The organism is Frateuria flava (assembly GCF_017837635.1).
GTDB lineage: Bacteria > Pseudomonadota > Gammaproteobacteria > Xanthomonadales > Rhodanobacteraceae > Frateuria_A > Frateuria_A flava.
Genome location: NZ_JAGJRS010000031.1, coordinates 1 through 15,039, shown reverse-complemented (window position 1 = coordinate 15,039; position 15,039 = coordinate 1). Strand labels below are relative to the sequence as shown.

Sequence of the window (15,039 nt, the reverse complement as noted above, 5' to 3'; positions counted from 1 at the left end):
TCGCGGCGGGTGCTTAGTGCACCTTGCGCCGCAGGTAGTTCAACAGGTCGATGCGGGTGATCAGCCCCAGAAACTGGTCGCCGTCGACCACGATCGCCACGTGCCCGCGCTCGAACACCGGCAGCAGCGCCTCGATCGGCGAGTGGACGTCGAGCTTGGTGAGGGAAGTGATCATCGCCGTGGACACCGGGTCGCGGAAGCGCACCTCGTTGGCGTGCACGTGCATCAACACGTCCGACTCGTCCAGGATGCCGACCAGCTTCTGGCCGTCCATGACCGGCAGCTGCGACACGTCGTACAGCTTCATGCGGGTGTAGGCGGTCATCAGCAGTTCGTTCGGGCCGACCACCACCGTGTCGCGCTGCGCGAACGGGCGCAGCAGCAGGTCGCGCAGGTCGCCGTGCTGCTGGCGCTCGAGGAAGCCGTTGTCGAGCATCCAGTAGTCGTTGTACATCTTCGACAGGTACTTGTTGCCGGTGTCGCAGACCAGCGTCACCACGCGCCTGGGGGTGCCCTGCTCGCGGCAGTACCTGAGCGCGGCGGCGAGCAGCGTGCCGGTGGAGGAGCCGCCCAGGATGCCCTCCTTCGCCAGCAGTTCGCGGGCGGTGAGGAAGCTCTCCTTGTCGGAGATGGCGTAGGCCTTCTTCACGCGCGAGAAGTCGCTGATGGTCGGCAGGAAGTCCTCGCCGATGCCCTCGACCATCCAGCTGGCGGACTTGTCCGAGAGCGTGCCTTCGTTGATGTACTGGGCCAGGATCGAGCCGACCGGATCGGCCAGCACGATCTCCGTGTCCGGCGAATGCTCGGCGAAGAACTGCGACAGGCCGGTCATGGTGCCGGAGGAGCCGCACCCGACCACCACCGCGTCCACGCGGCCGTCCATCTGCGCGAGGATTTCGGGACCGGTCGTCTGGATGTGCGCGCGCGGGTTGTCCGGGTTGCCGAACTGGTTGATGAAATAGGCGCCTGGGGTCTCCCGAGCGATCCGCTCGGCCATGTCCTGGTAATACTCGGGGTGGCCCTTGGCCACGTCCGAACGGGTCAGCACCACCTCGGCGCCCATGGCCTTGAGGTTGAAGATCTTCTCGCGGCTCATCTTGTCCGGCACCACCAGGATCAACCGGTAGCCCTTGGCCTGCGCGACCAGCGCGAGTCCAAGGCCGGTGTTGCCGGCGGTGCCCTCGACCAGGGTGGCACCCGGCTTGATCCTGCCGGCCTTTTCCGCTCCCTCGATCATCGACAGGCCGATGCGGTCCTTGATCGAACCGCCAGGATTGGCGCTTTCGAGCTTCAGGAACAACTCGCACAGCCCCGTGTCGAGGCGCTGGGCTTTCACCATCGGGGTGTTCCCGATCAGCTCGAGCACGCTTTGGTTGACCGTCATGGCGACTCCGTGAATGGCCGGCGCCGGGGCGCTGGCAGGACATCGCATGATAACCGAGGCTCCTGACGAACCGCTTGCGTCCCCTCCCCTGTGAACCCTGCGTGCGGGCGATGCCTTTGGCCGTCGCCACCAGCAACGCATCGCCCGCAAGCGGGCCTCTGCAAAAACAGCGCCGTGCCAAAAAAAGCGCGGCCCCGGTGCTTCGCAGAAGCACGGGGCCGCGTAAAAGACGGTTTGGGGATTCAGTGGATCTGCGGGACTCGCGCATCCCACATGCGTTGCAGGCGTTCCTTGGCGTGGAGTTTTTCCTTCTTCATGCCGGCCAAGGTGACATCGTCGATGGGAAGCACGCCGATTTCGGCATCGTGCACCTTGCTTTTGAGTTCGCGGTGGTGCTGGAAAAGCCGCCGGAATTCGGCGTCGGCTTTCATCAAGGCTTCGACATCGTCACGCTGCTGGTTTTCGAACATGATCCGACCTCCTCGCGAGATGAGCGGGCGCGTGATCGGCACGCCCGCGGGCGGATGAAGCGCGCGCGCCCACGTCCCGTACGCATGGCGCGAAACAGGGACCAACAGTGCGGGGGAAATGGGCGCATGTTTCAGGTCAGTGAGCCGTGGAACGGGTGTGCCATGGCAGCCCTGACCCTACTCCCGCCCCCGGGGCCGTGCAAGCCACCGCGGGAAAGCGCGAAGGCACGCGATTTCGACGGTTGAGCTCGGCTGTTGCGGCCATCGCTTGCAGGAGCGCCCTTGGGCACGACCGGGATGGCGGTCGCCCCAAGGGCGCTCCTACAGGGGCCAAGCTCAGTGGCCCTTCGTGCCCTTGCTGGAGCTCTTCTTCGGGGCAGGTTTGTCGGCTGCGGGCGTGGGCGACTCGTCACCTTGCATCTGCGAGCGCATCGCGCGGGCAGCCTGGGCGGCCGCTTCGGCCTCGCGGCGGGCGGCGCGGGCGACGCGGCTTTGTGCGGCGGCCAGTTTCTTGGCGCGCTCGGCTTCCGCGCGTGCCTGCTCGGCGGCCTGCGAGGCCTCCATGCCCTGCTGCTGCAGGCGGGCGGCCTCCTCCTGCGCCATCTGGTACTGCATGCGCTGGCGCTCCAGCTCCATCCGGGCGGCTTCCGCCTCCCGGCGGCTGGCCTCCAGCAGGATCTGCGCATGTTCGCGATCGAGCTGGTCGAGCTTTTCGCGGGCGTCCTGCAGCTGCGCGGCGGCCTTGGCCAGGTCGACCCGGCGCTCGGCCAGGTACAGCGCATGCGGGCGCTCGCTGCGGCTGGCCTGTTCCAGGCGGTCGATCGCCGCGTGGGCGAGCGCCTGCTCCGCCTGGGCGTAGGTGCCCAGGGTCGGATCACTGGCCAGCTGGTTGAGGCTGGAGTTGAGCCGGTTCACGTCCATGTCGTCCTGGCGCGCCAGGGCGGGGCCGGCCAGGGCCATCAGGCCGATCAACACGGTGGTGGCAAGGCGCTTCATCGCTGGCCTCCGTCATTCGTCCGGGTGCTCGTCGAAGGCGCGGGCATCGGCTGGAAGCCGCCGCCCTGCGGCAGGGGCGCGGACAGCACCGAGGCCGAGGGCGCCGGCATGTCCTGCAGGGTCTCGGGCGAACTGCTGGCCGGAGCCGGCGCGGGGGCCGGGGCCGGTCTGGCGTGGGCCTCGGTCTGCTCGCGCAGACGGGTGTTCTCCTCGACCTTGGCCTGGATCTGCGCCCGGGCGCTGCCCAACTGGGCGCGGGTACGGGCCAGTTCGGCGTCGGCGCGGGCCTCCTCGGCCAGATTGGCGGCGTCGGCGTACTTGCGGGCCGCCATCGCCGACTGCGCCTGCTGGAACTTGGCCTGGGCGAACCCCAGGTCCACCGGGTCGTAGTCGGCCGCACCGGCGTCGCGCGCCGACTGCAGCAGCGCCTGGGCCTGGTTCATCGACGCGTCCGGCGGGGGCACCGTGGCGCAGCCGGCCAACGCCAGCATGGCCAGCCCCAGGGTCAAGCCCCCGGCCGCCCGGCCGATACGCTTCAAGCGCCCGGGCGGCCGGGAAAAGATGTGCACCATCACTCAGTCCTCGCGCAGTGTCGCCGCGTATTGTGGGCAGGCATAATCTTGCTTTGCAACGCGCCAAGCGGCGGCGCGATTACTTTCAGGGGTCCTTCGTGGATATCGGTTACTTCCTCAAGCTGATGGTAGACAAGGGCGCGTCGGACATGTTCCTGACCACCGGCGCCCCGGTGAACATCAAGGTCGAGGGCAAGCTCTACCCGCTTGGCAACACCGGCCTGCCCGGCGGCATGGTCAAGAAGATCGCCTACTCGCTGATGGACGAGGGTCAGGTGCCGCAGTTCGAGCGCGACCTGGAACTGAACATGGCGCTGGCGGTGAAGGAAGCCGGCCGCTTCCGTATCAACGTGTTCAAGCAGCGCGGCGAAGTCGGCATGGTGATCCGCGCGATCAAGAGCGAGATCCCTTCGATCGACCAGTTGCAGCTGCCAACGATCTTCCGCGACCTGATCATGGAGCAGCGCGGCCTGATCCTGGTGGTCGGCGCCACCGGCTCGGGCAAGTCGACCACGCTGGCGGCGATGCTCGACCACCGCAATTCCAATTCGCCGGGCCACATCCTCACCATCGAGGATCCGATCGAATACCTGCACCGGCACAAGAAATCGATCATCAACCAGCGCGAAGTCGGGCTGGACACGCACAGCTATCACGAGGCGCTGAAGAACGCGATGCGTGAAGCGCCGGACGTGATCATGATCGGCGAGATCCGCGACACCGACACGATGGAGGCCGCGGTCGCCTTCTCCGAAACCGGTCACCTCTGCCTGGCCACGCTGCATTCGAACAACGCTGACCAGACGCTGGAGCGCATCCTCAACTTCTTCCCCGAATCGGCGCACAAGAACGTGCTGATGAACCTGGCGCTCAACCTGCGCGCGGTGATCAGCCAGCGCCTGGTGATCGGCAAGGACGGCCGTCGCGTGCCGGCGGTCGAAGTGTTGCTCAACACACCGCTGATCCGCGACATGATCCGCCGCGGCCAGATCCACGAGATCAAGGAAGCGATGGACCGCAGCCTGCAGGAAGGCATGCAGACCTTCGACCAGTCGCTGTACAAGCTCTACAAGAGCGGACGCATCGAGCTGGAGGAGGCGCTGGCCAAGGCCGACTCGCGCGATGGCCTGGCGCTGAAGATCCGGCTGTCCGAGGGTGGCGGCGCGGAATCCACCGAACTGGTCGGGAATGATCCGTACGGGCTGGGCTTCTGAGGTTTCAGGACAGTTGGACGCGAAAGGGCGCAGCAATGCGCCCTTTTTCTTTGCTCCTCTCCCTTGGAGGCGAAAGTTGGCTCATCGTTTCTTCGGGCGTCATTCCCGCGAAAGCGGGACTTCATCCGCTTGCGTGCACGAAGCCGACATGAGGTTCCCACTTTTTGCGGGAATGACGTCCAGTGGGGCGGTCGAGACTCCCCACCGGGACTCGACGCTGAGCAGGCGGAAAGGGAGAGGCGCGGCGCGTTGTGCAAGGCCCTACCGCGGAGGCATCTGCCGTCCGTCCTCGACCCGATGGCGATACAGCGCCGCACGCACCAGCAGCATCAGCGTGATCGGAGTGGTCAGGGTGAGGAACACGCCGATCAGGATCACGGGCAGCACCGGCCGTCCCTGCAGGATCGAGAAGCAGACCACCGAGGCGGCCACCATGAAGAACGTGCCGAGCGTGCTGCCCAGTGTCGGTGCATGCACGCGCTTGTAGAAGTCGCGCAGTCGCACCAGTCCGAGCGAACCGATGAACGCGAAGCCGGCGCCGAGCAGCACCAGGACGCCCACCAGCACGGCGGCCCATGGCGGCAGGCCGTCGAGATGGTTCATTCGATTACCTCCCCGCGCAGCAGGAATTTGGAAAACGCCACCGTACCGGCGAAGCCCAGCAGCGCGATGATCAGTCCGGCCTCGACGTACAACACGCTGCCGGTGCGGATGCCGATCGACAGCAACAGCAGCATTGCGTTGACGTAGAGCGCATCCAGCGCCAGCACGCGGTCCTGCGCGCGTGGCCCGCGCACCATGCGGATGATCGCGCAGGCCATCGCCAGCAACAGCAGGAGCTGGGCGACGACCACGGCGATCGCGAGGAAGCCGTGACTCACTGGAAGATCTCCTTGAGCGGTTGCTCGTAGCGACGCTTGATCGTGTCGATCCAGATCGACTCGTCGACCAGGTCCAGCACGTGGATCATCAGCACGTTGCGGCGCGAATCGTGGTCGACCCAGATCGTGCCTGGCGTCGAGGTGATGATGCAGGCCAGCGCAGCCAGGCCGTAGGGATCGGTGAGCTCCAGCGGGATCTGAACGAAGCCGGAAACGAAGCGACCGCGCCGGCGCAGCACGATGCCCGCCACTGCCAGGTTGGAGCGCACGATGTCGCCGATCACCCGCAGCAGCAACCGCACCATCAGCGGCACGTTGCGAACCCGCGCCGGCGGCGCCCGCAGTTTGCCGAACGCCCAGGCCAGGCCCAGCGCGATCGCCAGGCCGGCAAGCAGCGTGCCCGGCGCCAGGCTCTGCTGCAGCAGCAGCCAGGCCAGCAGCAGGAAGCCGGCCATCAGCGGATGCGGCACAAGGCGGCTCACGGCAGCACCGCGCGAATGTAGTGCGCCGGCGCATGCAACTGCGCCGCCGTATCGGTCAGGTAGCGCAGCGGTGCCTCGGCCAGCACGGTCAGACCCAGGCACAGCGCCAGCAGGATCACCACCGAGGCCGCCTCGCCCGCGCGGATGGCCGGGAACACCCAGTCCTCGTCGGCCCAGAAGATCTGGATGCCGGTACGGCACATCGCGATCACCGTGCACAGGCCGGCCGCCACGATCAGCGCGAACAGGGTCACCGCGCCCGGGCCGCCGCCCAGCATCGGCGCCAGCAACGCGAACTTGGCCAGGAAGCCGGACAGTGGCGGCAACCCCGCCAGCACCAGCGCACAGACCAGAAAGCATGCGGCCAGCAAGGCCACTGGCGCCGGCAGGCCGGCCTGGCTTTCGTCCTCGTCGGCGTAGAGCGCCATGCCGGTCGGATCGTAGGGTTCCAGCAGCGAGGCGCCCTCGGCGTCCTCGCGCGGCGCGATCAGCCCGGCGAGCAGGAAGAACGCGGCGATCGCCAGCGTCGAGACGACCAGGTACGCCAGTGCACCGGCAGTCACCGCCGGCTGCTGCAGGCCGACCGCGCCGAGCAGGCTGCCGGAGGAAACCAGCACGTTGTAGCCGGCGAGCTTGCCCAGCTCGCGCGCGCCCAGCATGCCGACCACGCCCACTGCCACCGTCGCGATCCCGCCCCACAGCAGCCAGCCGGCGCCGAAATGCGCGGACGCGGCGCCGGCGCCGCCGCCGAACAGCAGCAGGCTCAGCCGCAGCAGCACATACACGCCGACCTTGGTCATCACCGCGAACATCGCCGCCACTGGCGCCGGCGCGGCCGCGTAGGTGCGCGGCAGCCAGAAACCCAGCGGCCACATCGCCGCCTTGACCAGGAAGGCGATGCCCAGGATCGCCGCGCCGGCGTGCAACAGCGCGCGCGTGTTGTCCGGCACCCGTGGCACCAGCTGCGCCAGCGCCGCCATGTTGAGCGTGCCGGTGACGCCGAAGATCAGGCTCACCCCGACCAGGAACAGCATCGAGGCCAGCAGGTTGACCACGATGTAGTGCATGCCGGCGCTGACCCGCCGCGCGCCCGGCCGGTACAGCGCCAGCCCGTAGGAGGCGGCCAGCAACACCTCGAAGAACACGAACAGGTTGAACAGGTCGCCGGCCAGGAAGGCACCGTTGAGCCCCATCAGCAGGAACTGCACCAGCGGCTGCACCGGCCCGCCCGGCCGCCGTCGCCGACCCAGCGCGCTGGGCAGCAATGCCAGCGCCAGCACGGCGGTCAGAAGTAGCATCAGCGCCGAGAGCCGGTCGGCCACCAGCACGATGCCGTAGCGCGCCGGCCAGTCGCCGATGCGATAGACCGCGGCAGGTTCGTCCCCCGCGCCCACCCGCAACAGCAGCGCCACGGCCAGGCCCACCAATGCCACGCAGGAGGCCGCGCCCAGCGCCGCCACCGCACCGCGGCGGCGTTCGCCCAGCAACAATTGCAGCGCACCGACCGCCAGCGGCAGCACGATCGGCCAGACCAGCAGGTGCGCGCTCATGGCGTGCCGTCCTTGCCGTCGACGTGGTCGTTGCCGGTCAACCCGCGCGAGGCGAGCAGCACCACCAGGAACAAGGCCGTGGTGGCGAAGCCGATCACGATCGCCGTGAGCACTAGCGCCTGCGGCAGCGGGTCGGTGTACTGCGAAAGATCGGCGCCGTCGCGCAGCACCGGGTCCGCGCCCGTGCGCAGACCACCAATGCAGAAGATGAACAGGTTGACCGCATACGAAAGCAGGGTCAGCCCGATGATCACCTGGAACGTGCGCGGGCGCAGCAGCAGCCACACCCCGCAGCCTGCCAGCACGCCGATCGCCAGGGCTAGCACCAGTTCCATCAGCGATCCTCCGGGACGTCATCGGCGGGCGCACGCGGCCGGCGCAACGACTGGTGCGCCAGCGCCACCAGCATCAGCGAAGTCGCGCCCACCACCACGCAGAACACGCCCAGGTCGAACAGCATCGCCGAGGCCAGCGGCAGCTCGCCCAGCAGTGGCAGCGTCAGGTGGCGCGAGTGCGAGGTGAGGAAGGGAAAGCCCAGCAGCATCGAGCCCAGGCCGGTCGCCACCGCCAGCAGCAAGCCGGCGCCGATCCAGCGCACCGGCGCCACGCGCAGGCGCGTCTCCACCCAGCGCGCGCCCCGCGCCATGTACAGCAGGATCAGCGCCACCGACACGGTGATGCCGGCGGCAAAGCCGCCGCCGGGAAGATCGTGCCCGCGCAGGAACAGGTGCACGCCGAACAGCACGATCACTGGCGCCATCAGCTGGATGATCAGCCCCGGGATGCGCAGGTAGTCGGCCAGCGCCGGCCGCGCGTCCGCACCGGCCGCCGCGTCCCAGGCCGCCTGCAGACGCTGTTGCGCGGGCGCGTCCACGCTCTCGACGGCGGGGCGGAAGCGCCGCAACAGCGCGAAGACCGAAAGCGCCACGATCGCCAGCACGGTGATCTCGCCCAGCGTGTCGAATCCGCGGAAATCGACCAGGATCACGTTGACCACGTTGTGTCCGCCGCCTTCGCTGTAGGCCCGCTCCAGGAAGAAGTGCGAGATCGAGTCGGCCACCGGATGGCGCATCGCTGCGTAGGCCAGCGCCGCCAGGCCCAGCCCGGCGCCAGCGGCGACCAGCGCGTCGCGGTAACGGCGAAACCGCGCGCGCGACGTGTCCAGCGCCAGCCCCGCGATGCGCTTGGGCAGCCAGCGCAGCCCGAGCAGGATCACGATGGTGGTGACCACCTCTACCAGCAGCTGGGTCGCGGCCAGATCCGGCGCCGACAGCCACAGGAAGCTCACGCACGACACCAGCCCGGCGCCCCCGGTAAGCACCAGTGCGGCCAGCCGGTGGAACTTGGCCTGCCACGCGGCGCCCACCGCGCAGGCGGCGCCGAGCAGCCACAGCAGCGCGAAGGCCGGGTCCACGCCCGAGGCGCGCAGGCCGAAGCGCAGTGGCGTGCCCCACATCGCAAGCCCCGCCGCGACCATCGCCGCCAGCACGATCAGCAAGAGCTGCGGCTGCAGCCGGCGCCCGGGGAAGGTGCCCTCCAGCGCGCCCGGCAGGCTGGAGGTGAGCAGCGCCAGCACGCGCTCGAACAGCAGCCGCCCGCTCAGCCGCCCCAGCAGCGGCACGGTGTCGCGCGTGGCGAACCAGTGCCGTAACGCCGCGTAGGTCGCGCAACCGGCGGCGAACGCCACTGCGCTCATCAGCAGCGGCGCGTTCAGCCCGTGCCACACCTTGAGGTCGAACGCCGGCGTGTCCTCGCCCAGCACTGCGCGCGCCGCCGCGTGCAGGAACGGCCCGATCACCCGCGCCGGTAGCACGCCCACCAGCACGCAGGCCAGCGCCAGCAGGCCGATCGGCAGGCGCATCCAGCGCGGTGGCTCGTGCGGCTGGCGCGGCAGCACCGAGCGCGGCTGGCCGAAGAACACGCCCACCACGAAGCGCAGCGAGTAGATCACCGAAAAGGCGCTCGCCAGCACCGCGATCGAGGCCGTCAGCACGTCCACCACCGGTCCGCGGTGAGTGGACACCGCCACCGCGAAGAACATCTCTTTCGACAGGAAGCCGTTGAGCAGCGGCACGCCGGCCATCGCTGCGGCGGCGATCACCGCGAGCGTGGCGGTGATCGGCATCGCGTGGCGCAGGCCGCCGAGCCGGCGCAGGTCGCGCGTGCCGGCCTCGTGGTCGACCGCGCCGGCGGCCATGAACAGCGACGCCTTGAAGGTGGCGTGGTTGACGATATGGAAGATCGCCGCCACCGCACCCAATGCGCTGCCCAGGCCCAGCAGCATGGTGATCAGGCCCAGGTGGCTGATCGTCGAATAGGCCAGCACGGCCTTGAGGTCGCGCTGGAACACCGCCGCCGCCGCGCCCAGCAGCAGGCTGAGCAGGCCCGCGCCGCCAACGATCCAGAACCAGGCATCGGTGCCCGAGAGCACCGGCCAGAAGCGCAGCAACAGGAACACCCCGGCCTTGACCATCGTCGCCGAGTGCAGGAACGAGGACACCGGCGTGGGCGCGGACATCGCCTGCGGCAGCCAGAAGTGGAAAGGGAACTGCGCGCTCTTGGTCAGCGCGCCCAGCAGCACCAGCACCAGCATCGGCGTGTACAGCGTCGAGGCCCGCACGCGCTCGCCAGCGGCCAGGATCACATCCAGGTCGTAACTGCCGGCGATGCGCCCCAGCAGCATCATGCCGGCGAACAGGCAAAGGCCGCCGCCGGCGGTGACGATCAGCGCCATGCGCGCGCCCTCGCGCGCCGAGGCGCCCTGGTTCCAGTAGCCGATCAGCAGGAACGAGAACAGGCTGGTCAGCTCCCAGAAGAACACCAGCTGGATCACGTTGCCGGACATCACCACGCCCAGCATCGAACCCATGAAGGCCAGCAGCAGCGCATAGAAGCGCGAGAGCGGGTCCTCCGGCGGCATGTAGTAGCGCGCGTACATGCCCACCAGCAGGCCGATGCCGCAGACCAGCATCAGGAACAGCCAGGAAAAGCCGTCCACCCGCAGCACCAGTTCCAGTCCCAGCGACGGCACCCAGGGGATCACGCTGCGCAGCGCCGTGCCGTCGGCCAGGGCCGGATGCAACGCCGCCGACAACACCAGCCCGACCGCCGCGGTGACCAGCATCCATGCGGTCGCCGCCCGACGCCCGCGCAACCACGGCGCCACCAGGCTTGCCGCGAACGGCAGGCAGAGGATGGCGAGCGAGGCTGTGTCGTAGGGCATCAGGCCACCGTTCGTGGAGGGGCGCCCACCGGCGCGGCGGTGCGCGAACACCCGCGGCGCATCCGTTGGGGGAACGGGGCGCACGGGTGCTGGTGGAAGGCCGTCGGACCGAGTCTACAGGCCGCCTCACGCCCCCGGAAAGCTCTATAGTCGGGCAGGCCGCCACGCCCCCAACCGCGACCCGGGAGAGCGCGCATGAACGAACCCGTCACGTCACCGGCGCCGCCGCAGCGGATCCTGCTGGCGACCGACTTGAGCAGCCGTTGCGATCGCGCGGTGGACCGCGCCGTGCAACTGGCCCGGCAATGGCAGGCCACGCTGCACGTCGTGCACGTGTTGGCCGCGGGCAATGAAGACAGCTGGCCCACGATGCCGGCGCCCTCCTGGCGGCATGCACCGACCACCGCGGCGGTGGCCGAGCGGCAGCTTCGTCGTGACCTCGGGGACGACGCGGCCGGCCTGGTGCTGCACGTGATCGAGGGCGACCCGGCCGCCACCCTCCTGGACACCGCCACGCGCGAGCGCTGCGAACTGATCGTGCTCGGCGCTGGGGAAACGCTGGCACACGGCACGCTCGGCCACGTCACGGAGTTCCTGCTGCGCAGATCGCCCGCCTCGTTGCTGGTGGTGCGCGAGCGCCCGCACGGCGCTTATGCGCACGTGCTGGTGGGTACCGATTTCACCGTCGAGTCGCGGCATGGCCTGACCGCTGCCGCCGGATGGTTTCCGGCCGCCCGGCTGGCGCTGATGCACGTGCTGGACATTCCCTACAAGTCGCTGTGGCTCGACGCGGGCCACGGCGAGGAACTGGCGCGGATGGAGATGGCGACGATGCAGTCCTTCCTGGCCGACACGCCGCTACCGGACGAGGTCCGTGCGCAGGTGCTGTCGCTGGTCGAGCATGGCCATCCGGAGGTGCTGCTGCGCGAGTACGTGGTGGAGAAGGAGGCGGACCTGGTGGTGATCAGCGCCTTCCGCCGCGGGCTGGCGTTCCACCTGCTGGTAGGTGGAACCTCGCGACGGATCGTGCCGGCGATTCCCACCGACGTCTTGCTGGTGCGCGCACCGGCGTGAGCGCACGGTCGTACATGTAGGCCGCCGACATGCGCCCTTGCGGGAGGAGGACTTGGCGAACCATCCGCTCCCCCTCCCCCGGGCGAGGGCTGGGGTGAGAGGTTCACCCCACGACAAGGCAGCGGGTGCCACCCAGGGCGCAAGCAGGACCTGGCAAGGAGGTTCGCCGCGAGCCCCGGCCCTCACGCCGACCCTCCCCCGGAGGGGAGAGGAAGCAGAGCCGGGAAGCGCCTACGGCGCGTCCGGCTGGCGCTCGGGCATGGCCCGCTGGAACGCCTCCAGTTCGTTGCACGCGGCGTGGATGCGCTCGATCGTCGGCCAGCGCTCCATCGGCAGCTGCCAGCGCAGCGCGTTGTAGACCTGCGGCACCAGGCAGGCGTCGGCCAGGCCGGGAGTGTCGCCGTGGCAGTAGCGACCGGTGGCGCTGCTGTGGGCCAGCATCGCCTCCAGCGCATCGAAGCCGGTTTCGATCCAGTGCCGCGACCACGCCAGCTTCTGACCCTCGTCTGCGCCCAGCTTTCCTTCCAGGTACTGCAGCACGCGCAGGTTGCCCAGCGGATGGATGTCGCAGGCCAGCGCCAGCGCCAGCGCACGCACGCGGGCGCGGCTGCGCGCATCGGCCGGCAGCAGCGGCGGTTCGGGCACGGTTTCTTCCAGATATTCCATGATCGCCATCGACTGGGTGATCACCCGCTCGCCGTCACGCAGGCAGGGAATCAGCTGCTGCGGGTTCAACGCGCGGTAGGCGTCGCCGTGCTGCTCGCCACCGTCGCGCAGCAGGTGCACCGGTCGTGTCTCGTAGCGCAGCCCCTTGAGGTTGAGCGCGATGCGCACGCGGTACACCGCGCTGGAGCGCCAGTAGCCGTACAACGCCAACAGTTCCGCTGCCATGGAGATTCTCCTGTCGATAGTGGCCGGCAGGATAAACCGGGCGGGCGCCACGGGTGTCACCGCCGGCAACGTGGGCCCTGCGGCCATCGCAGGATGGCTTCTGCCCACCATTGCAGGGCTGACGCCCGGCATCGCGGTGGGACATGGTGGGCTGAAGCCCACCCTACGCGAGCTTGGCCTTGTTGCTTCGCGGTGCGTGGGCTCTGCGCCGTGCCCGCTCGCTGGCGGGACGGCGCGCGCCGGTTGCCGCGTTGCATCATGGCAACGCGCGCCGGACAATAGGCGGTTCGCGCCCTGCACGGGTGCATCCGGTCGAATTGCAATCCCCTTTTTTCCCAGGAGTGGCGCCGTGTCCATCACCCGCATGAGCGATCTGGAGCTGCGCGGCAAGCGCGTGCTGATCCGCGAAGACCTGAACGTGCCGATCGATGACGGCCGCATCACCTCGACCCAGCGCCTGGACGCGGCCCTGCCGACCATCAAGGCCGCGCGGGACGCGGGCGCGAAGGTGATGGTGATCTCGCACCTGGGCCGTCCGAAGGAAGGCCAGTTCGACGCCGAGTCCTCGCTCGCGCCGGTCGCCAGGTGGCTCGGCGACAAGCTCGGCACGCCGGTGCGCCTGGTCGCCGACTACCTCGACGGCGTCGACGTCGCCGAGGGCGAGGTGGTGGTGCTGGAGAACTGCCGCATGAACGTCGGCGAGGGCAAGGACGACGAGGCGCTGTCGAAGAAATACGCCGCGCTGTGCGACGTGTTCGTCATGGATGCCTTCGGCACCGCGCACCGTGCGCAGGCCTCCACCCATGGCGTGATCCGCTTCGCCCCGCAGGTCGCCGCCGGTCCGCTGCTGTCGGCCGAGCTGGACGCGCTGGGCAAGGCGCTGGAACAGCCGGCGCACCCGCTGCTGGCGATCGTGGCCGGCTCCAAGGTGTCGACCAAGCTCACCCTGCTCGACAACCTGATCGGCAAGGTCGACCAGCTGATCGTCGGCGGCGGCATCGCCAACACCTTCATCGCGGCCGCCGGCTACGGCGTCGGCAACTCGCTGTACGAGCCCGACCTGCTCGACGCGGCGAAGAAAGTCATCGCCGACGCCAAGCGCCGCGGCGCCGAGGTTCCGCTGCCGGTCGACGTGGTGGTGGCGCCGGAGTTCTCCGCCAACGCCTCGGCCACGGTCAAGCCCGTCGATGCGGTCAAGGACGGCGAGATGATCCTGGATATCGGGCCGGAGACCGCGCGCCGCTACGCCGAATTGATCGCCAACGCCGGCACGGTGGTCTGGAATGGTCCGGTCGGCGTGTTCGAATTCGATGCGTTCGGCAAGGGCACCGAGACGCTGGCGCATGCGATCGCCGGCTCCAAGGCGTTCTCGATCGCCGGTGGTGGCGACACGCTGGCCGCGGTGGACAAGTACGGCATCGCCGACAAGGTGTCCTACATCTCCACTGGCGGCGGCGCGTTCCTGGAATTCCTCGAAGGCAAGGAACTGCCGGCGGTGGCCGCGCTCAAGGCACGCGCGGACGGCTGATGCTCTGCCTTTTCGACCTCGACGGCACGCTGATCGATTCCGAGCACGGCATTACCGCGTGCGTGAAGCACGCGCTGGAGCGCCTGCGCGTGGCGATCCCGAGCACGGAGGAACTGCGCCGCTGGATCGGCCCGCCGCTGCGGCACAGCTTCGCGCCGCTGCTGGGCCATGACACGGCGCGGGTCGAGGCGGCGGTCGAGCATTACCACGAGCGCTTCGATGTGCACGGCTGGCGCGAGCACAGCGTCTATCCGGGCATCGAGCCACTGATCGGACGCCTGCTCGACGCGGGGCATCAGTTGGCCATCGTCACCGGCAAGCCGCATCGGCATGCCGAGCCAATCCTGGCGCAGTTGCCGTTCGGCCACGCGTTCCTGCGTCTGTACGGGCCCGACCCGTCCAGTGCGCACAGCGAGAAGGCGGACATGATCGCCGCTGCCATGGCCGATTTCGGCGCGACGGCGGAAGAAACCGTGATGATCGGCGACCGCCACTTCGACATCGAAGGCGCGGTAGCCAACCGCGTGCGGGGCATCGGCGTCCTGTGGGGCTTCGGCAGCCGCACGGAGCTGGAACAGGCCGGCGCCGCGGCGATCGCCGCCACGCCCGAGGAACTGGGCACCCTGCTCGACCCGGGCGCCTGACACCCACGGCCGTTGCAGGAGCGCACCCTGTGCGCGACCGCCCGGGGCGGCAGGTCCCGCGGTCGCGGGGAATCCTACAGATGCGCACGTCCCTGTAGGAGCGCCCTTGGGCGCGACCGTACTGCGCGGT

Annotated in this window: 15 protein-coding genes; 4 read left to right on the top strand and 11 right to left on the bottom strand. The window is 69.1% G+C overall.

Going from position 1 to position 15,039, the window contains the following annotated elements:
• Positions 1–13: 13 nt before the first annotated feature.
• The 4 genes from J7I44_RS14155 to J7I44_RS14140 all read right to left on the bottom strand — a co-directional run bounded on the left by J7I44_RS14155 (position 14) and on the right by J7I44_RS14140 (position 3,422).
• Positions 14–1,384 carry a pyridoxal-phosphate dependent enzyme gene (locus tag J7I44_RS14155; RefSeq protein WP_209622186.1) on the bottom strand — a complete coding sequence of 457 codons (1,371 nt, stop codon included), beginning with the start codon at positions 1,382–1,384 and terminating at the stop codon, positions 14–16.
• A 242-nt stretch (positions 1,385–1,626) separates the two neighbouring features.
• Positions 1,627–1,854: an HP1242/YdcH family protein gene (locus J7I44_RS14150; RefSeq protein WP_209622183.1), complete on the bottom strand. Its 228-nt coding sequence runs from the start codon at positions 1,852–1,854 to the stop codon at positions 1,627–1,629.
• 336 nt (positions 1,855–2,190) lie between these two features.
• Positions 2,191–2,850 carry a hypothetical protein gene (locus tag J7I44_RS14145; RefSeq protein WP_209622180.1) on the bottom strand — a complete coding sequence of 220 codons (660 nt, stop codon included), beginning with the start codon at positions 2,848–2,850 and terminating at the stop codon, positions 2,191–2,193.
• Complete coding sequence (locus J7I44_RS14140; protein WP_209622177.1) at positions 2,847–3,422, bottom strand: DUF4398 domain-containing protein; 576 nt, start codon at positions 3,420–3,422, stop codon at positions 2,847–2,849. Before J7I44_RS14140 ends, J7I44_RS14145 begins: the two co-directional genes overlap by 4 nt.
• Positions 3,423–3,520: 98 nt before the next feature.
• Between J7I44_RS14140 and J7I44_RS14135 the strand changes: the two genes are divergently transcribed.
• The gene (locus J7I44_RS14135; RefSeq protein WP_342451989.1) at positions 3,521–4,636 is read left to right on the top strand and encodes a PilT/PilU family type 4a pilus ATPase; all 1,116 of its coding nucleotides are present in this window, start codon (positions 3,521–3,523) and stop codon (positions 4,634–4,636) included.
• Positions 4,637–4,897: 261 nt separating this feature from the next.
• Here J7I44_RS14135 and mnhG read toward each other — a convergent pair whose 3' ends face one another.
• Genes mnhG through J7I44_RS14105 form a run of 6 tightly spaced genes read right to left on the bottom strand, consistent with a single transcriptional unit; the run spans position 4,898 to position 10,772 of the window.
• Positions 4,898–5,239 (bottom strand): monovalent cation/H(+) antiporter subunit G, encoded by a 342-nt coding sequence (gene mnhG / locus J7I44_RS14130; protein ID WP_209622174.1) that lies wholly within the window; start codon positions 5,237–5,239, stop codon positions 4,898–4,900.
• Entirely contained in the window at positions 5,236–5,517 is a 282-nt protein-coding gene (locus J7I44_RS14125) for a K+/H+ antiporter subunit F (RefSeq protein WP_209622171.1), read from the bottom strand. The genes mnhG and J7I44_RS14125 overlap by 4 nt, the downstream gene beginning before the upstream one ends.
• Positions 5,514–5,999, bottom strand: a complete 486-nt coding sequence (locus J7I44_RS14120) for a Na+/H+ antiporter subunit E (protein ID WP_209622168.1) — start codon at positions 5,997–5,999, stop codon at positions 5,514–5,516. Before J7I44_RS14120 ends, J7I44_RS14125 begins: the two co-directional genes overlap by 4 nt.
• Positions 5,996–7,549: a monovalent cation/H+ antiporter subunit D gene (locus tag J7I44_RS14115; RefSeq protein WP_209622165.1), complete on the bottom strand. Its 1,554-nt coding sequence runs from the start codon at positions 7,547–7,549 to the stop codon at positions 5,996–5,998. Before J7I44_RS14115 ends, J7I44_RS14120 begins: the two co-directional genes overlap by 4 nt.
• Positions 7,546–7,884, bottom strand: coding sequence for a Na+/H+ antiporter subunit C (locus J7I44_RS14110; protein WP_209622161.1), 339 nt, complete (start codon positions 7,882–7,884; stop codon positions 7,546–7,548). Before J7I44_RS14110 ends, J7I44_RS14115 begins: the two co-directional genes overlap by 4 nt.
• Positions 7,884–10,772 (bottom strand): monovalent cation/H+ antiporter subunit A, encoded by a 2,889-nt coding sequence (locus J7I44_RS14105; protein WP_209622158.1) that lies wholly within the window; start codon positions 10,770–10,772, stop codon positions 7,884–7,886. Before J7I44_RS14105 ends, J7I44_RS14110 begins: the two co-directional genes overlap by 1 nt.
• A 195-nt stretch (positions 10,773–10,967) precedes the next feature.
• Between J7I44_RS14105 and J7I44_RS14100 the strand changes: the two genes are divergently transcribed.
• Positions 10,968–11,846, top strand: coding sequence for a universal stress protein (locus J7I44_RS14100; protein WP_209622156.1), 879 nt, complete (start codon positions 10,968–10,970; stop codon positions 11,844–11,846).
• 231 nt (positions 11,847–12,077) lie between these two features.
• On the opposite strand, the gene maiA is transcribed toward J7I44_RS14100, so the two are convergent.
• A complete protein-coding gene (gene maiA, locus J7I44_RS14095) occupies positions 12,078–12,737 on the bottom strand; it encodes a maleylacetoacetate isomerase (RefSeq protein WP_209622152.1) in 660 nt (219 codons plus the stop codon).
• Positions 12,738–13,086: 349 nt separating this feature from the next.
• Here maiA and J7I44_RS14090 point away from each other — a divergent pair, with 349 nt between their 5' ends.
• Together J7I44_RS14090 and J7I44_RS14085 are read left to right on the top strand one after the other, a co-directional pair.
• Positions 13,087–14,265: a phosphoglycerate kinase gene (locus J7I44_RS14090; RefSeq protein ID WP_209622149.1), complete on the top strand. Its 1,179-nt coding sequence runs from the start codon at positions 13,087–13,089 to the stop codon at positions 14,263–14,265.
• Positions 14,265–14,909, top strand: coding sequence for an HAD hydrolase-like protein (locus J7I44_RS14085; RefSeq protein WP_209622145.1), 645 nt, complete (start codon positions 14,265–14,267; stop codon positions 14,907–14,909). Before J7I44_RS14090 ends, J7I44_RS14085 begins: the two co-directional genes overlap by 1 nt.
• Positions 14,910–15,039: the final 130 nt, after the last annotated feature.